This is a genomic window from Streptosporangium sp. CA-115845, assembly GCF_050943795.1.
In the GTDB taxonomy this organism is placed as follows: domain Bacteria; phylum Actinomycetota; class Actinomycetes; order Streptosporangiales; family Streptosporangiaceae; genus Streptosporangium.
In genome coordinates this window covers 5,340,876-5,360,237 of sequence record NZ_CP191988.1, presented here as the reverse complement: position 1 = coordinate 5,360,237, position 19,362 = coordinate 5,340,876, and the positions used below count along the sequence as shown (strand labels likewise).

The following is a 19,362-nucleotide window of genomic DNA, read 5'->3' as shown; positions in this document are numbered from 1 at the left end:
GCGTGAGGATGGCCAGGAAGGCTCCGCGCGACGACGTCAACGAGGACGGCATTGAGATCGGGCCTCCCAAGGAGTGGGCGGCGGGCATACCGGGGGTGACCCGATCGCTACTGACCGCCAACGCCCAGATGGGCGTCGGTCGCACCCTTCTCACCCTGGCCGGGGTCAACCAGAAGGAAGGCTTCGACTGCCCCGGCTGTGCCTGGCCCGAGGGCGAGCACCGCAGCCCCTTCGAGTTCTGCGAGAACGGCGCGAAGGCGGTGGCCGAGGAGGCCACCGTCCGCAGGGTCACCCGCGACTTCTTCGCCCGGCACACCGTCGACGACCTGGCCGGGCACACCGAGTACTGGCTGGGCCAGCAGGGGCGGCTCACCGAGCCGATGCACAAGCCCGAGGGCTCCGACCACTACGTGCCGGTGAGCTGGGATGACGCGTTCGCCCTGATCGCGCGGGAGCTGCGTGCGCTGGACAGCCCGGACGAGGCGCTCTTCTACACCTCGGGGCGCACCTCGAACGAGGCCGCGTTCGCCTACCAGCTCCTGGTGCGCAGGTTCGGCACCAACAACCTGCCCGACTGCTCCAACATGTGCCACGAGTCCAGCGGCTCGGCGCTCAACGAGACCCTCGGCATCGGCAAGGGCACGGTCTCGCTGGAGGACCTGTACCGGGCCGACCTGATCTTCGTGGTCGGTCAGAACCCCGGCACCAACCACCCGCGCATGCTCTCGGCGCTGGAACGGGCCAAGCGTGAAGGCGCCCGGATCGTCGCGGTCAACCCGCTGCCCGAGGCCGGGCTACTCCGCTTCAAGAACCCGCAGCGGCCGTCGGGGCTGGTGGGGCGAGGAACGACGCTGTCCGACAGGTTCCTGCAGATCCGGCTCAACGGCGACCTCGCGCTCTTCAAGGCGATGTCGCTGCTGCTGCTCGAAGCCGAGGAGGCCGCCCCCGGCACCGTGATCGACCGCGACTTCGTCGAGGCGCACACCCACGGTTTCGACGAGTGGGCCGAGGACCTGCGCTCCCTGGACTGGACGCTGGTCGAGGAGGCGACCGGGCTGGACCGCCCGGCCATCGAGGAGGCCGTGCGGGAGGTGCTCGGCGCGAAGTCGGTGATCGTGTGCTGGGCGATGGGCCTCACCCAGCACAAGAACTCCGTCGCCACCATCAGGGAGATCGTCAACTTCCTGCTGCTCCGCGGCAACGTGGGCCGCGCGGGCGCGGGGGTCTGCCCGGTCAGGGGCCACTCCAACGTCCAGGGCGACCGCACGATGGGCATCTACGAGAAGCCACCGGCCCGGTTCCTGGACGCGCTGCGCGACGAGTTCGGCTTCGAGCCGCCCCGCGAGCACGGCTTCGACACCGTGGAGGCGATCAGGGCGCTCCGCTCCGAGCAGGCGAAGGTCTTCGTCGCGATGGGCGGCAACTTCGTGTCCGCCACCCCCGACACGGCGGTGACCGAGGAGGCGATGCGCCGGGCCAGGCTGACGGTGCAGGTCTCCACCAAGCTGAACCGCTCGCACGCCGTATGCGGGCGCGAGGCGCTCATCCTCCCCACGCTGGGGCGCACCGAACGCGACGGCGATCGTTTCGTCACGGTCGAGGACTCCATGGGCATGGTGCACGCCTCGCGAGGCAAGCTGCGGCCCGCCTCCGACGACCTGCTCTCCGAGGTGGAGATCGTCTGTCGGCTGGCCGTGGAGCTGTTCGGCGCCGACCCGCACGTGCCGTGGCAGGAGTTCGCGGCCGACTACGACGCGATCCGCGACCGCGTCTCCCGGGTGGTGCCCGGATTCGACGACTTCAACGTCCGGGTCCGCGCCCCCGGGGGGTTCGCGCTGCCCAACGCGCCCCGCGACGAGCGTCGCTTCCCGACCGCGACGGGCAAGGCCAACTTCACGGTCAACGACCTGGAGGTGCTGCGGGTGCCGCCGGGGCGGCTGCTGCTCCAGACGGTCCGCAGCCACGACCAGTACAACACCACGATCTACGGCATGGACGACCGCTACCGGGGCGTGCGCAACGGCCGCCGGGTGGTCTTCGTGCACGCCGACGACCTGGCCGAGCGGGATCTGGCCGACGGGGACATGGTGGACCTGGTCAGCGAGTGGCCCGACGGGGAGCGCAGGGCGGAGTCCTTCCGTGCGGTCGCCTACCCGACCGCGCGCGGCTGCTGCGCCGCGTACTTCCCGGAGACCAACGTGCTGGTGCCGCTCGACTCGGTCGCGGAGACCTCCAACACCCCCACCTCCAAGAGCGTGGTGGTCAGGCTCGTCCGGCGTATCCCGGACGGTGGCTGACGCCGCGGGCTCCGGCTCGGGTAATCGCTCCTCGCTGAAGCGGCAGGCCGGGCCGGAGGCGCTGATCTCGCCGTCGTGAACCCGGGCGGTCACCACATCGAGGTGCCCAGGGAACAGGGCCGAAGGCCGGGATCTCTGCCCAGATCAGTCAGGAGGGCGTCCCACTGGGTGCCGACGACGTCGAGGTCGTAGCGGGAGGCGGTGCGCAGCGCGTTGCCGCCGAGGCTCAGGCGTAGTTCCTCGTCCTCGATCAGGCGGCAGACACCCTCGGCGAGTGCGGCGGCTCTGTTGGAGCGGATCAGCAGGCCGTCGTGCTCGTGGGTGATGATCTCGCGGGGACCGTGCGGGCAGTCGAAGCTGACCACGGGCACACCTTTGCTCATCGCCTCCAGGATGGTCATGCCGAAGCCCTCGTACCGCGAGCTGACCACGTAGATCGAGGCCTTGGCGAGTTCTTCGCCGATCTCCCGGCTGCTGCCCATCAGGAAGATCTTCCCGGACAGGCCGGCCTCCTCGATCCGCTCACGCAGTCGCTGTTCCCGATCCGGGGTGCCGCCGCCGTAGATGCGCAGGATCCAGTCCGGGTGCGCCTCCGCTACCTGTTGCCAGGCTCTGACCAGGCGGTCGAAGCCCTTGGCATGGACCACCCTGCCGATGGCGATCACCACCTTCTCCTGCAGCCCGGAGACGTCCCCGGCCAGCGGCGGGACGGCATTGGGGATGCGCACCAGCCGCCGGGAGGCGTCGGTTTTCAGCAGCTCGGCGTACTGCTTCCGGTCGGCTTCGGTGAGGGTGACGAACGCGTCGAGCCTGCCGTACCGCCTTCTGATGAGCTGCCGCATCTCGGGCTTGTGGACCTGGAGGGTGACGTGCTCCTGACCGATGGTGATGACGTCGGGCGGTGCGAACAGGGCGGTGGCCAGGGTGTACGCCGGGCGAGTGGCGATCACCACGCCACCGCGCATGGAACGCAGGAAGCGGACCAGACGCAGGTCGGTCCAGAGCGTGACGGCGTGATGGATGTTCTCCTGCCTGGGAACCATCCGGCTGGGAAAGCGGGAGAGCAGCCGAGCCGCCGGGCTACGCGATCCGATCCTGTCGTCCAGGAACGACACCCGCACGCCCGGCGGGATCGGGAAGAACGGTTCTTCGGCCGCACGGACGACGCTGACGATCTCCACGTCCCGCTCCCGCGCCAGGTACCCCGCGAGGTTCAGTACGGTCCGGATGGTGCCGCCCATCCCGTGGGCGTGATGCAGCAGGATTCGGACCGTGCTCGTATCGGGCGCCGGCGCCCGCCGTGCCCGTCTCTCGTTGAGCCTCCTCAGCGACCGCAGTGCCGCATGCCTGACCAGCCCATGAATCTTCCCTGTCATGTGAAAGTCCCCGTTCGAATGGTGTGCTCGTCCCAAGACGCGATCCCGGGGCTTCCCCGGCCCCGGGATCGCGAATGCCCATTGATGGGAGAGCGTGGATCGGTGGTTAAGGGAGAGCGGGAACCGACGGCCTGTCGTTGGTCCAGCCGACCTGGAGCAGGGTCTCGGTCCAGGTCTTGTTCGGGAACGGCTTGCCGTTGAGCGTGCTCTTCAGGCTGTCGGCCGGCGGCATCGCGTCGGTGTCGATGAGCACCTCGGTCTTGACCTTCTTCTGGCGGGTCTGCTCTTTCGCAGCGTCCTCGGATGCCGGTAGGAGCCCTCCATCGACGCCGTCGCCGACCGGGTGACGGCTGCGAGCCGCAGATCCGGCGTGTTCGGCGGGCCCGACAGAGCGGTGAGGCCCACCGTGGCCAGGTCGACCCCGGTCACGATCAGCGGCTGGATCGGTGGGGGCGCGAACCTCGCCGGCATCTCTCCAGTCGTTCGATTTCATGACTGCTAATACACCTGGGCCACCCGAAAGGTTGCCCGGGTGTGGCCCTGCGTTCGAACGAATGTGGGCAACGCTCGGCGGTACGACAACCCCGAGCCCTACCTCCGCCGCATCATCGTCAACACCTCTGGTATCCGCCTGAGAGAGCACGGGCTGACGATTGCCCGGCCGCGAGGAGAGCGCTGATGGTCAGGCTCGTCCGGCGTACCCCAGGCGGTGGCTGATGTCGCGGGCGCCGGCGATCACGAGCGGTGCCAGCTCGTGCAGCCGGTCCTCGCCGAAGCGGTACGCGGGGCCTGACGCGCTGACCGCGGCGACGATCTCACCGTCGTAGGAGCGGATGGGCGCGGCGACGGCGTTCAGGCCGATCTCGTACTCCTCGACGGTGACCGCGTAACCTCGCTCGCGGGCCTCTTCCAGTTGCTTTCCCAGGGCGGCGGCGGAGGTGATCGTGTTCGGGGTGTAGCGCTCCAGGTCGCCCGCGGTGACCAGCCGGGACCGGTGCGCCTCGTCGAGGTGGGCCAGCAGGACCTTCCCGCTGGAGGTGGCGTGCAGCGGGGTGAGCTGGCCGACCCAGTTGTGCGTGGTGATCGCCGCGGGACCGCGTACCTGGTCCAGGTTGACCGCGTAGTGGGAGCGCAGCACCGCCAGGTTCACCGTCTCGCCGATCTCCTCGGCGAGACGGCGGCAGACCGGGCGGCTCTGCTGGGTGAGGTCGAGCCGGGAGGCCACCCCGCCCGCGAGGCGGATGAGGCCGAAGCTGAGGCGATACTTTCCCCGGTCCTCCGCCTGTTCGACCAGGCCGCGCGCCTCCAGCGCGCCCAGTAGCCGGAACGCCGTCGACTTGTGCACCGATATCTCCTGGGCTATCTCGCTCACCCCGGCCTCGCGGCGCTCGGCGAGGATCTCCAGGATGGTGATGGCCCGGTCGACGGACTGGACGCCACCGCCGCTGTCGGTGCGATCGTTGCCCATAGCGCAACTGTAGGCGCTGGAGGGGGAACGAACGTCATCGGGGACGACAATGTCCGTTGCGAATAGTGCACCCTATTGCGCTATTAGCTCCAATTTCAGACACTGTTCCTGCTTGAGGGAGGCGAGGCAGACATGTACGACTTTGTCATCGTTGGAGGTGGCTCGGCCGGAAGCGCCCTCGCCAACCGGCTCTCCGCCGATCCCGCCAACCGGGTGCTGGTGCTGGAGGCGGGCCGCCCGGATTATCTGTGGGACGTCTTCATCCACATGCCGGCCGCGCTGCCCTTCCCCATCGGGAACCGCTTCTACGACTGGAAGTACACCTCCGAGCCCGAGCCGCACATGAACGGCCGCCGCATCTACCACGCCCGGGGCAAGGTGCTGGGCGGCTCCAGCAGCATCAACGGGATGATCTTCCAGCGGGGCAACCCGCTGGACTACCAGCGCTGGGGCGCCGACCCCGGTATGGAGACCTGGGACTTCGCCCACTGCCTGCCGTACTTCAAGCGCATGGAGAACTGCCTGGCCGCCGACCCCGCCGACCCGATGCGCGGGCGGGGCGGGCCCCTCGTGCTGGAGCGCGGACCGGTGCGCAACCCGCTGTTCGAGGCCTTCTTCGAGGCGGTGCAGCAGGCCGGATACCCGCTGACCGACGACGTCAACGGCTACCGCCAGGAGGGCTTCGCCCGGTTCGACCGCAACATCAGCAGGGGGCGCCGGCTGTCCGCCGCCCGCGCCTACCTGCACCCAGTCGCGAACCGCCCCAACCTGGAGGTCAGGACGCGGGCGTTCGTCACCGGAATCCTCTTCGAGGGAAAGCGCGCCGTCGGCGTCGAGTACGACGGCCGGACGGTCCGCGCGGGCGAGGTCATCCTCTGCGGCGGCGCGATCAACTCCCCGCAGCTGCTCCAGCTCTCCGGGGTGGGCAACGCCGCCGAACTGGGCGCCCTCGGTGTCGACGTCGTGCACGACCTGCCGGGCGTCGGCGAGAACCTCCAGGACCACCTGGAGGTCTACATCCAGTACGGCTGCAGGCGGCCGGTCTCGATGCAGCCCGCGATGAAGTGGCGCAACCGGCCGTGGATCGGCGCGCGCTGGCTGTTCGCGCGGAGCGGTCCCGGTGCGACCAACCACTTCGAGGCGGGCGGCTTCACCCGGAGCAACGACGACGTCGACTACCCCAACCTGATGTTCCACTTCCTGCCCATCGCGGTCCGCTACGACGGCTCGGCTCCGGCGGGCGGGCACGGCTACCAGGTGCACATCGGGCCGATGTACTCGGACTCCCGAGGCTCGGTGAAGATTAAGGGCACCGACCCCCGAGTCCACCCGGCGCTCCGTTTCAACTACCTGTCCACCGCGCAGGACCGACGCGAGTGGGTGGAGGCGGTCCGTGTCGCCCGCGACATCCTCAACCAGCCGGCCATGGACGAGTTCAACGCGGGGGAGCTGTCGCCGGGCCCCGGGGTCGAGACCGACGAGGAGATCCTCGACTGGGTGGCCAGGGACGGCGAGACCGCGCTGCACCCCTCGTGCACCGCGCGGATGGGCGTCGACGGCATGTCCGTGGTGGACCCGCTCTCCATGCGGGTGCACGGCCTTGAGGGGCTGCGCGTGGTGGACGCCTCGGTGATGCCGTACGTGACCAACGGCAACATCTACGCGCCGGTCATGATGGTGGCGGAGAAGGCGGCGGACCTGATCCTGGGCAACACCCCACTCGCCGCCGAGCACCTCGACTTCTACCGCCACCGTGCATAATCCGGCCGTCATCGCTGTTCCACGCACTTTCGGCATCACATCTTTTACGATGGGCCCGGGACGGGGCGCGGAGCCCGCGCCCCGTCCCGGATCACGTGTGTCAGCGGCTTCTTACGCAGTTCTTCTCCACTGTGCCGCTCTGCCTGCCGTCAGCCAGCGCCCAATTGCAGGAAATACCGACCCGCTCTTCTTGATAGGTTTTATCGTTACTACCCTTGTCGGTGTAGTACGCGAAGGTGATATGGCCGGTCAGCTCTGATCGGTAGGCCCCGATCATGCAGTTGCCCGTGAAATCCATGCAATCGCCTCGCCCGAGGTAAGGGTCGAAGGTGACGGGTTTGTTCGCGTAGCCACGCTTCCAGTTGACGCGCACGTTCTGGCAGACGTCTTCCATCGACCTCGATACCTGGAAGTTACCGTTGACGTCGCCTGATCCCTCTTTCCCCTCGAAGCCGATCCTGAACCCGATCGTGGACGTTGTGGTCATTTTCGCCACCTTGAAGCAGGACGTTGAGGTGATTGAGGCCGAGGAGTTCTTCAGAATGTATTTGGCGAGCGCGTTGGTCCAGCTCGCCTTCGGTGCGTTGGGACCGGTGCCCCAGCTACGACTCCCCGGATAGAACTTCATGGCGTTCCTGACCGGGTCAATTTTCCACTGAAGCAGTTTGTTCGAGCATGAATTGGGCGAGCAGTTCGGGAACGGCTCCCAATGAGAGGCCATTGCGATACCGAGAATCCAGCTCTTCTTCAACGATATCGAATCGAAGCCGTACTGCCAGTGCTTGTCGCTGGCGGGAGGCGGCGGGATGTCGGCCACCGCGGCGGCCGACGATGGGCCGTCGCCGTTCTGCGCGGCGGCCGTGGAGGGTCCGCTGCTGTCCCAGAGGTAGGCCACATCGAAGTCCTTAAAGTCCGTCGAGTCCTCCTCCACCTCAATCGGCACCTGGATTATCGTCATGTTGCCGCACCGGTCGAACACGTGTACGTCGATCACCGGGTCACTCGGTTCGACCTGACCGTTCGTCGTGCTCAGGCCGCTTGCGCCGGTCGGTGGGTCAGGCTCGGTCCACGCTCTCTTAACCGTTGTCAGCACCCGTACGGTGCCATCCGGCATGGCCTGCACCACGCTGTTTTCCAACGTCACCGTCGAGTTCGTTCGGCTCTGACCGAAGCTCTCCAGGGCCGCCCGCTGCTCGATCAGCGCTGTGTTGAGCAGGGACAGTTTGGCCGTGTTCGGCGCCTTGGGGGTCATCCCGGGCACCTGCCACACCGTCTCAGCGCGCCCTTCCAGCACCGCGTCCTGCACTTCGTAGTAGCGCTTGACACGATCGATGTACTCCTGGGCGCCGGACTCGGTGCTCGCCTTGGCGGTCGCCGGCGGTGTGTCCAGGAAGGGGATGCATACCTCGTCCTCCGTGGGTGGAGGGGGAACGGCCTTGGGGGTGACCGCTGCGCTCTCCCATTCGCTGGTCCCGAACGGCGTCTTGGACCGCACTTTGATCGTGTAGGATTGGCCGTTCGTCAGTCCTGTTATGGCCGCGTACGGATCCTTGACTTCCAGAGTTTTGACGACCGTTCCGCTGCTGTCGGCTACCTCGACGTCATAGCCCTCCAGGAGGGCGACGCTTCCATTGCTCTCAGGAATGCCCCAACTCGCGGTCGCGCCCCCGTCCCCCGCTTGCGCGGTTAGGTTGAGGACTTTGCTCGGAGGTCCCGCAGGAAGGTAGGTGAGTGTGATCGATGGCTGTTCCGCCGCTGAGACTTCCCCGAAGCTGAGGACGACATCCTTGTTGGAGGTGAGCAGCAGCCAGCGGTCCTCGTCGCCGCCGACGTCGGCCTGCGGTGCGCTGATCGGCAGTGTGTACGGTTCCACGTCGGGATCGACGTCGCCCGCCAGGTCCGGCCCCTTCGTCTCCGAGGAGACGGGGCTCTTCAGCGGCGCGACTGTGATCACAGTGTCCGGTGAGCAGGCGCCTCCGTCGCAGGTGGGTGTACCGAGCTTGAGGACGCCCTCGGCCACTCCTGCGCCGTTCGGAAGCTCGTCTAGCTTGAACCCAACGACAGCAGCCATGCGGGTGGCGCCGGTGCCGCCCATCCGTATGGTGGTGGAGTCCGTCACCGTGCAGGGCGAGCCGTCGCAGGCGGTGGGGTCGGTCTTGGCGGTTTTGATGACGAAGCTGTCCTTGCCCAGTGTCAGGTTCCGGACATCCTCCACCGGGGGCGGTGGGGGTGTGCCGGGCGTGGTGAAGGTAGCCGGCGCGGTCTTGGGGGTGCAGACTTCTTCGATGCCTGAATCGTCTGATGTGGTGGTGCTGGCCGCTGCCCTTGGCGCGGCGGCTGGGGTTGTGGTGCCGCCAAGGGGGGTGTTCATGTCGGTGGTGATCTCGGCGGCGGTTTGGGCGCGGTTGTAGACGCGGACGTCGTCGATGACGCCCTTGAAGTATTCGCCGTAGGCGGTGTTGCCGCCGATGCGGAGCTTTCCGGCGTCGTTCATGATCGAGCCGGTGATGGCCGCTTGGCCGATCTGGGTGCCGTTGCGGTAGAGGTAGGCGGTGGTGCCGTTGTAGGTGACGGCGAGGTGGGCCCAGGTGTTGGTGGTCAGGGCGGTGGTCGCGGCGACGGCTTCAGATTGGTCGTTGATGGTGAACCAGCCGGCGGGGGCTCCTTCGGCGGCTGCGTAGAGGCCGTAGGACAGGTCGTCGAGACCGTTGTGGCCCTTGGCGATGACGGTGCGCCAGCCGTCCAGCGCGGTGGGTTTGACCCAGGCGGACAGGGTGAGCGCGTTGGTCAGCCGCAGGGAGGGGGAGCTGTTTATGGTGACCCAGCTGGTGGTGCCGTTGAAGGACAGGGCCTGACCGAACTTGCCGGTGGTCCACGTGGTGCCGCCGGCGGTGCCGTTGTTGGTGCCGGTCGCGTCGGTGATGGCGGTGCCGGTGCCTTCGTTCATGCCGTAGGCCGCCACCAGTCCGGCAGGTGTCGGTGTCGGTGTCGGTGTAGGGGTGGGGGTCGGCGTCGGGGTGGGTGTCGGGGTGGGCGTAGGTGTCGGGGTGGGGTCGGTGCCGGGGTCGCCCCCGTCTTGCGGGCTGGTGACGCAGGCGGTCATCTGCCATTTGTAGGTGCTGCCGGCTTGCACGGTACCTGGAGGAATCTGGTAGGAGGCGCGTTCGCCGCCGTTGACGGTGCGGGTGCCGAGGGGGGCGGAGCCGACCGGTAGCCCGTTGTTGTCGTAGAGGTAGTACTTGGCGGTCACCGTGCGGCCGGAGGGGCGGTTGACCATGCCGGACAGGATCGGCTGTTCGGGGTTGGCCATGCCGGTCTCGGTGTCGGAGGGCAGTGTCGGGGCGTCGCTGGTGATGCGGTAGGCCGGGCTCTCGTTGCAGGAGGGCGGGGTGACGCCGCTGCGGCAGGCCTTGACGACGAACTTGAAGCTGGCCGGGTTGTCGAGGGTGAAGACCTTGTCCAGCGGCTGGCCGGAGGGGATGTCGTTGTGGGTGGTGGTGCCGGGCACTCCGACCAGGGCGCGGATCTCGTCGCCGGTCAGGACCCGCTGGTAGGCGTGCACGTCGTCGACGGCGCCGTCGAAGGTGGTGTCCTCCTCGCCGAAGAGGCTGCCGCGGCCGAGTTCGAAGGCGCCACGGCCGTTCCAGGTGACGGTGTGGTCGCGTTCGGCGTTGAGTTCGCCGTCGACGTACAGGCGCATCTTGTGCGCGGTCGCGTCGTACTGCGCCGCGAGATGGGTCCAGCGGCCGACGCTTGCCAGGTTCTTCGACCCGATGGGGATGGGATCGATGTCGGTGGCGCTGTCGCTGTCCATCACATTGAAGATCCAGCGCTGGTCCAGCTCGGCGGCGTTGGACGTGAGGTAGCCGAGGCTGAAGGCGGGCTGGTTGGTGCCACTCTGGGAGAACACGGCCTGGTCGGCGGCGGCGCTGTCGAGCCGGGCCCAGGCGGTGACCGTGTAGCTCTGGTTGGTGTGCAGTACGGGTTGGCTGGTGCGGGCCCGCCCGCCGGGAGACAGCTTGACCGCCTGGCCGAGCTGGCCGGGGGCGCGGCTGTAGGTGCCGCTCAGCGTGGCGTTGAAGCCATTGCCGGTGGCGTCGGTGGCGCTGGTGCCGGAGGTCTCGTCCAGCTTCCACCAGGCCGCCTCCCCGCCGGGGAGTTGCGCGGCCGGGGGCGCCATGGTCGAGTCGTTGACGGTGACGGTGTAGTCCAGGTTGGCCGTCTCCGGGACACTGGACTTGTAGGTGACCTTGACGTTGGTGCTGCGGGCGATGGCGTCGTTGCCGACCATGGAGTCGATCGACTCGGCGGAGACGGTGGGGATCACCGGCGGCAGCACCCAGTCCACGCTCAGCTTGGGCACCTTCGGTCCGCCCCACAGCTGGGCCCAGAACGAGTAGCTCTCTCCGACGTCCCTGGGGACCGGGAGCTCGTTGCCCAGCCGCAGTTGCAGGCCGTGGTTGGGGGTACCGGAGGCCCAGGCGCGGGTCATCGTGGTCAGGTCCCAGCTCCAGACCGCACCGTCCGTGGTGACCTGGGCGCACGGGTCGAGCGAGGAGCGTTCATTGGGGCTGGTAGCGGGCTGGTCCGCCCAGTAGGTGTCATCGGCGACCCATGCCTCGGTGATTCGGTGGGCCGCGACCGACTGCAGGGTGCCGCACGTGGTGTTGCCGTTCAAGTACAGCTGCATGGTCGCCCTGACCACATGGCGGCCGGTGATGGCAGCGGTGTCGAACGCCAGCAGCGCACGGGTGGCCTGCTCGTTGGGGTAGCTGCAGTTACCGGGCGTCGGGCAGTTCTTGTAGTTGGACCGGGCGACGAGTCCGGGTGAGGACTGGTAGACGGGGGACTTGACCGACACCTCCTGCGTCACCCCGAGCGTGGTGGTGGGGTCGACCGTCACCGGATACCGGGTGGCCGGGTCCGCCAGCCACTTCGGGTCCGGTTTGAGCACCAGCACGGTGCCGCCGTTCTCGGTCCTCACCTCGGTGGCGACCTTGGCCTCCCGGCCCGGCTGCTTGGCGTCGGCTCTGGCGGCGGTCGCGTCCCACATGCGTGGCGCGGCAGCGGAGGCCACCTTGCGGCCCTTGCCCTTTGACAAGGTGAGCATGCCGGACTTCGTCTCACGAAGCGTGAGCCCCGGGGCGTGCACCGGCAGCCGGAACTCCACCGGCCCACTCGGTCGCTCGCGCAGCAGCACGTCGTGCCGGAACCCGGTGGGCAGCGCGGTCACCACCAGGTCCGCCGATGGGCCGGCGGCGCCGGCGTAGGTGGCCACGTTGCCTTTGACCTGCGGCTTCGGCAGCGCTGTGGGCCAGGACAGGCCGAAGCTGTCCGTACGGCCCAGCCGCATGCTGGCGAACGGTGCGGTCCCCCCGGCTGACAGCCGTAGATTGGCCTTGGCCAGACGCGGCTTGAGGACGCCGTTCTCCTCAACGAGCGTGGTGTCGATCCATGCCCAGGAGCCGTCGGCCTGTCGCAGTTGGGCAGGGCCGTTGTAGGACTGGGTGGACAGATGTCCATCCGGGTGGGCCCAGGTCCGCGACGTTTCCGTGAACGCCGGTTCGACCGCCACCGGCTTGTTGAGCTTCTTCGCCTCCGCGATGGCCGCCCGCAGCGGCGCGTCCGGATCCTCCGGCTGGGGAAACATCGTGACAGAGGCGGTGGGCACGGCTTCGGGCCTGGGCTTGGCGGGTTCGGCGCCGGCCGGCAGCGCGACGAGGATCGACGAGGTCAGGGCCACGACGCCGAGGGCGGCGACCCAGCCGGAATGGGCGTTCCCGCGTCGAGGCGGGGGAGCCGGTCCATCCGGCATTCTCAGCGGACGTTTCTCCGGTAAGCGGCGATCACGATCTCCTTCGGAGACCGAGAAAAAGGGGGGCACTCAATCCTCCACGCGTCCTGGGAGTTTCCCGCCGGACACCGGACCGGCCGGGGACAGCCTCATAAGCATGGAGGAGGGCGCTGTGGGGAATCTCTCCACATTGTCATGATCTTGTCATGCTGATCCGCTACCTCCTGTCGTGATCCTTGAGATAGGACCGAATGCACGATGGGACGGTCGTGAACGCAAAGGAGTGGCGGTGAAATTTCGTGTTTTGGGACAGGTGGAGATCTGGCGTGGTGGCAACAGAGTGCCGATCATCGGCGAGAAGCAACGGACGCTGCTGGCGCTGCTCGTCCTCCGTGCCGACCAGGTGGTACCGCACGACGAACTGCTTCATGCCCTCTGGGGCGATGACCAGCCGGCCACAGGACGTCGGGCACTGCACAATCACCTGTGGTCCTTGCGACGCCTCCTCGGGGAGGACGGAGCTCTCTCGACCAACTCCGGCGGTTACTCGCTGAAGGTCTCCCCAGGTGGCTCCGACCTCGCGGTGTTCCTCGCCGAAGTCGCAGCCGCGGACGCCGCCCGAGCCGCGGACGACACGCGGCGGGCGGCGGAACGGCTACGGGCCGCACTGAGCCTGTGGCGGGGGCCGGCCCTGGTCGGCACACGGCTGGAGTTCCAGACCGCGGAGGGCTACGCGTTGGAGGAACTGCGTTTCGTGGCCCTCACCGACCGCATCGATGCCGATCTCGCCCTGGGCCGGCACGCGGAACTCGTCGGTGAGCTACGTCAGCTCATCACTGCCGCACCCCTGCGTGAACGCTTCCGTGCCCAGCTCATACTGGCGCTCTATCGCGACGGACGACGCGCGGACGCGCTGGAACAGTACCGTTCGGCACGCCAGTGCTTCCACGACGAACTCGGGCTGGAGCCAGGTGACGAGCTCAAACGGATGCACGAGGCGATCCTCGCCGGCGACCCGGAGCTCCTGCGGCACTCTTCCGCCGTACGTGCCCACGAGCCGCGACCACGGCCCCATCTCGTTCCCCACCAGCTGCCCGCCGACGTGGCGCGCTTCACCGGACGCCTCGAACACCTCGGCACGCTCGACACACTCCTGTCCACAGACGGTGGCGGCGCCTTGGTCATCACCGCGATCGCGGGGGCCGGCGGAGTCGGGAAGACCGCCCTCGCCGTCCACTGGGGCCATCTGCGGGCCGGCCACTTCCCCGACGGTCACCTGTACGTGAACCTTCACGGCTACTCTCGCAGTGCCCCGGTCACCCCAGCCCAGGCGCTGTGGCAGCTTCTTCGCGGGCTCGGCGTGTCACAGGAGGACATCCCGGTCGACGTGGACGGGCGCTCGGCCTTGTACCGCTCATCCATCGCAGGCAGACGCATGTTGATCGTGCTGGACAACGCGGCCACCGCCGAGCAGGTCCGTACGCTGCTTCCCGGCACGACGCAGAGCAGGGTGCTGATCACGAGCAGGGATTCCCTGCGAGGGTTGATCGCCACCAACGACATCGACGTCATCTCCCTGGACATGCTCTCAGCGCACGAAGCGCAGACGCTGCTGCGCGGCCTCCTGGACGGCGACCAGGAGGCCGAGCTGATCGGCGAGCTGGCCGCGCTGTGCGGGTACCTGCCGCTCGCTCTGCGGCTGGCCGCCGCGCATGTGGGCGATGCGGGCGGCTCGGTGGGCGACCTGGTGTCGCGATTACGCGAGGGTGACCGGCTGGAAGCGCTCGAATTCACCGAGGATCCCCACGCTGGGATCCGTGCCACGTTCACCCTGTCCTACCAGGCGCTGCCCGAACCCGTGCGCGGCGCGTTTCGCGTCGCGAGCCTTCACCCGGGACGCGACATCAGCCTTGACGCACTGGCGGCCATGACGAACCGGAGCCCGCACGACACTCGCCGGTCCGTCGCGGCGCTCGTCCGTGCCCACCTGGTGAGCTGTACCGGGCAGCGGGTGAGCATGCACGACCTCATCCGCGAGTACGCCAGAGAGCTGGCCGAGGCCGAAGGCGAGCAGCAGGAGGCGTGGAGCCGTCTGCTGGACTGGCACGTGCACACCGCGCGTGCCGCGATGGCCCATGTCGACCCGGACGCCCGGCTCCTGACACCGACCGTTCCTGACCCGACGGGCGGAATACGGGAATTCGCCGAAAGGGACGGTGCGACGGCCTGGCTGAACAGCGAGCGTCCCAACACCGTCGCCCTGGTCGTCCACGCCGCGCGGTATGGGTGGCCGGTTCATTCCTGGCAGCTCGCCTACGTCACGGCTTACCACTTCTACCTGACGCGGCAGGTCGACGACTGGATCACCACCCACCGCGTGGCTTTGGAAGCCGTGCGGCAGGCAGGAGACCTTGATGGCGAAGCGAAGATCCTCACCGCCCTGGGCCACGCTCTCATGGAATCCGACCAGTACGGCCCGTTCCTGGACTGCCAGCGCAAGGCGGTGGAGCTCGCCATAGCCACGAACAACAGACGAATGCAGGCCGAGGCGCAGTACTACGTGGCGTCCGGGCTGTTCAGAACCGGTGAGCTCAGCGCGGCACTCGACGCGAACTCCCAGGCCGGAGAGCTGTACCGCGAACTCGATGATCGGCCGGGCAAGGTGGCCACCGTCTATCTGGCCGGGCAGATCTACCTCCGACTGGGCAGGACACAGCAAGGGCTGGACCATATGCGGCAAACCCTGGACTACCTTCGAGCGCGCGGCGGTAGGCGCTACGACGAGGCGGCGACTCTGTTGGAAATGGGAAGGGCCTATATCGATCTCGCGCTTCTGCCGAAGGCTCGGGAGTCGGCCGAACCGGCCCTGGAGATCGCCCGTGACCTCGGCGACCGGATGCTGCAGGCCCAGGCACTACACCAGCTGGGCCAGATCACCTCGAAACAGGGGTTCCCCGTGGAGGCTCTGCGGTTGCAGGAGCAAGCCCTGGCCCATGCCCGGCACCTGTCCGGGCGGTTGACCGAGTGCAGGGTGCTCAACGGACTGGGGCAGACACTCGCGCTGTACGGAGAGCACGACAAGGCCAGGGAGCACTTCGAAGCGGCGTTGGAGATCGCGATGAGGATCAACGATCCGTACGAGCTGGAGACCGCACAGACTGGGATAGCCATACTGATCGACTCGTCACGAGAATCGAACAAGAGTCCGTCTAAATCATGATTTTTTCGGCCCAGGTCATGGCAGAGAAGATACGTCATGTCCGCGGTCGCGGCTTCGGTCATGACGGCCGCACCTCGCCGGTCACAACAGTGCTGAGAGCACCTCATTCACCTTCGGGTGATAACGAAGGTGAGGTTTCCGTGATTGCGCTGGCATGGTAACGAAGCTCGTAAAGCCTTGACTGAGTGAACGACAAGGGTCGATTCTGTTCCTCGCTAAGCGGTCCGATGCGCCATGCGCAACGAGCTACGCGATGACCGGAAGGATGTCCCTTCGTGTCAGATCTCCACCTCGACGGCGACCGGAGAGATCTCGTCGCGGAGGATCAGCGGGCCGTCCTCGACGTGCGCGGTCTCTGGAAGGTCTTCGGCCCGCGTGCCGACCGGGTCGTCGGAACCCCGCTCCAGGAGCTCTCGCGAAGCGAGCTGAAGGCCAGGACGGGCTGCGTGACCGCGATCCGCGACCTCTCCTTCACCGTGCGGCCCCAGGAGGTCTTCGTCGTCATGGGCCTGTCCGGCTCGGGCAAGTCCACCCTCGTACGCTGCCTGACCCGGCTCGTCGAGCCGACGGCCGGTGAGGTGCTGTTCGACGGTGCGGACATCCGCAAGGCCGGTGACAGGCGGCTGCGCGAGCTGCGCCGCCACCGCTTCGCCATGGTCTTCCAGAACTTCGGGCTGCTGCCGCACCGGCGGGTCCTGGACAACGTGGCCTACGGGCTGGAGATCCGCGGGACCCGGAAGGAGGCCCGCTACGAGCGGGCCAGGCAGATGGTCGAGCTCGTCGGGCTGTCCGGCTCCGAGGACTCCTACCCCGACCAGCTCTCCGGCGGCATGCAGCAGCGCGTCGGGCTGGCCAGGGCGCTCGCGGTGGATCCCGACGTGCTCTTCTTCGACGAGCCGTTCTCCGCGCTCGACCCGCTGATCAGGCGGGACATGCAGAACGAGGTCATCCGGCTGCACCGCGAGGTGGGCAAGACGATGATCTTCATCACGCACGACCTGAGCGAGGCGCTCAAGCTCGGCGACCGCATCCTGATCATGCGCGACGGCGAGCTCGTCCAGCTGGGCACGCCTGAGGAGGTCGTCGGGGCGCCCGTGGACGACTACGTGCGCGAGTTCGTCAGGGACGTGCCCCGCTCGCACGTGCTCACCACCCGCTGGATCATGCGTCCGCCCCGCTCCGACGAGCCACTGGACGGGCCACAGATCGGGCCGGACGTCGTGGTACGCGACGCCGTGCACACGGTGCTGCGCGCGACGAGCCCGGTCAGGGTGGTCGACGGCGGCGGGCTGCTGGGCGTCGTCACCGCCGAGGAACTCCTCGGCGTCCTCGCCGAGCCGTCGACGGAGGAGGTCTCCGTGACGCGTGCCGAACCGCCGGAGACCCCGGAGGAGGGCACGGGCCAGTCCGCCGAGCCGGCCAGGTCAGGGGAGCAGGGGTGACGGCCACCCGGGCCACCCCCGCCGGTGGTCTGCGGCGCCTGCCCGCCTGGCCCCGCCGCTACCTGCTGACCGCCGTCGTCGCGGCGTGGGTGCTCATCTGGGTGTTCGTCCAGGGCCGCGACACCTTCCAACTCGGCGGCGCGGAGCTGACGCCGCTGCACCTGCGGATCAACGAGGCGAGCGAGGTCATCGACAACAGCAGGAACGACAACCCGTTCTTCCTGTACTTCGTCAACTACATCCGGCTCTTCCTCGACGAGGCCGTCACGTTCGTCCAGGCGCTGATCAGCCGGCCGTCCTTCGGGCGGCCGCTGCCGGTCATCGGCTGGCTGGGCGTGGTCACCGTCGCCACGGCGGTCGCGCTGCTCTGGGGCAACCTCAGGGTCGCGGTGCTGACCGCGGCCGGTTTCGCCTCCTTCGGCCTGCTGGGCCTGTGGGAGGAGAGCATGGACACCCTCGCCCTCACCCTGGCCGCGGTCGTGATCTCGCTGCTGATCGGCATCCCGCTCGGCGTCTGGGCCGGGGTGAACGACCGGTTCAACCGCCTGGTCACCCCGGTGCTCGACTTCATGCAGACGATGCCGACGTTCGTCTACCTCGCGCCGCTCACCCTGTTCTTCCTCATCGGCCCGGCGAGCGCCACCGTGGCGACGGTCATCTACGCCGCACCGCCCGCGATCCGCATCACCGCGCACGGCATCCGCGAGGTGCGCCCGGCGATCCTGGAGGCCGGCACCTCGCTGGGCTCCACCGCCTGGCAGTTGCTGAGCAAGGTACGGCTCCCGCTGGCCAAGCGGACCATCGTCGTCGGTGTCAACCAGACCATCATGGCCGCGCTCTGCATGGTCACCATCGCCGCGCTGATCGACGCCCCGGGGCTGGGCAAGACGGTCATCAAGGCGCTGGAGACCCTCGACGTCGGCAGCGCGTTCAACGCGGGCCTGGCCATCGTCATCATGGCCATCGTGCTCGACCGGGTCACCTCCGCCGCCGGTCGGCGAGTCGAGACCCGGCACCGGGCCGGCCGCTCGCGGGGGCCCGGCCGCCGCCGTGCCGGGATCGGCGCCGTCCTGGCGGGCACCGGCGTGCTGGTCTATCTCTCCCACACCTACGTGTGGGCCGCGGAGTTCCCGAGCGAGGCGAACCTGGGACCGTACGTCCGCCGGGGCATCGACGCGGCGACCCTGTGGGCGCAGGACAACCTGGCGGCCTACACCGGCGCGTTCAAGAACGCCGTCTCCTACGGCCTGCTCAACCCGTTCGAGGCGCTGCTCACCGACTCGCCGTGGTGGCTGGTCGCCGCGGTGGTGATCGCGTTCGCCGCCATCCTGGCGAACGTCAGGGTCGTGCTCGTCACCGCGGCCTGCCTCGCCCTGCTCGTGCTGCTCGGCCTGTGGCAGGACAGCATGGTGACGCTGGCCTCGACGCTCGTGGCCACGGTCCTGGTGATGATCCTCGGGGTGGCGTTCGGCGTCTGGATGGGGCGCAGCGACCGTGTCGACCAGCTGGTACGGCCCGTCCTGGACGCCGGGCAGACCATGCCGCCGTTCGTCTACCTGGTGCCGATCCTCGGCCTGTTCGGCGCGACCAGGGTCACCGCGATCACCGCCGCGGTCGTCTACGCCGCGCCGGTCGCGATCAAGCTCACCGCGGACGGCATCCGCGGCGTCTCCCCGAGCGCGGTGGAGGCCGCCACGGCCGCGGGCTCGAACACCTGGCAGCTCATCACCAAGGTGCAGCTGCCGATGGCGCGCAGCGCGGTGACCCTCGCGGCCGGCCAGGGGCTCATCTACGTGCTGGCCATGGTCGTCGTCGGCGGCCTGGTCGGCGCGGGCGCGCTCGGTTACGACGTGGTGGCGGGCTTCTCCCAGCTGCAGTTGCGGGGCAAGGGGCTCGCGGCGGGCGTGGCGATCGTGGTACTCGGGATCATGCTGGAGCGCATCACCAGGACGGCGGCGCGGCGGGCGGACGCCGAGGCGCACGGCGTCCACTGAACACGACGGA

9 protein-coding genes are annotated in these 19,362 nt (G+C 68.3%); 5 read left to right on the top strand and 4 right to left on the bottom strand.

Annotation, left to right across the window (positions count from 1 at the left end; genetic code table 11):
• Nucleotides 1-8: 8 nt before the first annotated feature.
• Entirely contained in the window at nt 9-2,297 is a 2,289-nt protein-coding gene (locus ACQP0P_RS26390; protein WP_433359168.1) for an FdhF/YdeP family oxidoreductase, read from the top strand.
• Nucleotides 2,298-2,386: 89 nt separating this feature from the next.
• On the opposite strand, the gene ACQP0P_RS26385 is transcribed toward ACQP0P_RS26390, so the two are convergent.
• The 3 genes from ACQP0P_RS26385 to ACQP0P_RS26375 form a co-directional block, all read right to left on the bottom strand.
• The gene (locus ACQP0P_RS26385; RefSeq protein ID WP_433359167.1) at nt 2,387-3,673 is read right to left on the bottom strand and encodes a glycosyltransferase family 4 protein; all 1,287 of its coding nucleotides are present in this window, start codon (nt 3,671-3,673) and stop codon (nt 2,387-2,389) included.
• A 106-nt stretch (nt 3,674-3,779) separates the two neighbouring features.
• Nucleotides 3,780-3,926 (bottom strand): hypothetical protein, encoded by a 147-nt coding sequence (locus tag ACQP0P_RS26380; protein WP_433359166.1) that lies wholly within the window; start codon nt 3,924-3,926, stop codon nt 3,780-3,782.
• A 429-nt stretch (nt 3,927-4,355) separates the two neighbouring features.
• Entirely contained in the window at nt 4,356-5,141 is a 786-nt protein-coding gene (locus tag ACQP0P_RS26375; protein ID WP_433359165.1) for an IclR family transcriptional regulator, read from the bottom strand.
• A gap of 132 nt (nt 5,142-5,273) precedes the next feature.
• Between ACQP0P_RS26375 and betA the strand changes: the two genes are divergently transcribed.
• Entirely contained in the window at nt 5,274-6,902 is a 1,629-nt protein-coding gene (gene betA, locus ACQP0P_RS26370; RefSeq protein ID WP_433359164.1) for a choline dehydrogenase, read from the top strand.
• A gap of 100 nt (nt 6,903-7,002) precedes the next feature.
• Here betA and ACQP0P_RS26365 read toward each other — a convergent pair whose 3' ends face one another.
• On the bottom strand, nt 7,003-12,717 hold the full coding sequence (locus ACQP0P_RS26365; RefSeq protein ID WP_433359163.1) for a LamG-like jellyroll fold domain-containing protein: 5,715 nt from the start codon (nt 12,715-12,717) through the stop codon (nt 7,003-7,005).
• Between the two features lie 268 nt (nt 12,718-12,985).
• On the opposite strand from ACQP0P_RS26365, the gene ACQP0P_RS26360 reads away from it, so the two are divergent.
• The 3 genes from ACQP0P_RS26360 to ACQP0P_RS26350 all read left to right on the top strand — a co-directional run bounded on the left by ACQP0P_RS26360 (nt 12,986) and on the right by ACQP0P_RS26350 (nt 19,352).
• A complete protein-coding gene (locus tag ACQP0P_RS26360) occupies nt 12,986-15,916 on the top strand; it encodes an AfsR/SARP family transcriptional regulator (protein ID WP_433359162.1) in 2,931 nt (976 codons plus the stop codon).
• A 275-nt stretch (nt 15,917-16,191) separates the two neighbouring features.
• The gene (locus ACQP0P_RS26355; protein ID WP_433359161.1) at nt 16,192-17,358 is read left to right on the top strand and encodes a quaternary amine ABC transporter ATP-binding protein; all 1,167 of its coding nucleotides are present in this window, start codon (nt 16,192-16,194) and stop codon (nt 17,356-17,358) included.
• Nucleotides 17,355-19,352: an ABC transporter permease gene (locus ACQP0P_RS26350; protein WP_433359160.1), complete on the top strand. Its 1,998-nt coding sequence runs from the start codon at nt 17,355-17,357 to the stop codon at nt 19,350-19,352. Before ACQP0P_RS26355 ends, ACQP0P_RS26350 begins: the two co-directional genes overlap by 4 nt.
• Nucleotides 19,353-19,362 lie beyond the last annotated feature (10 nt).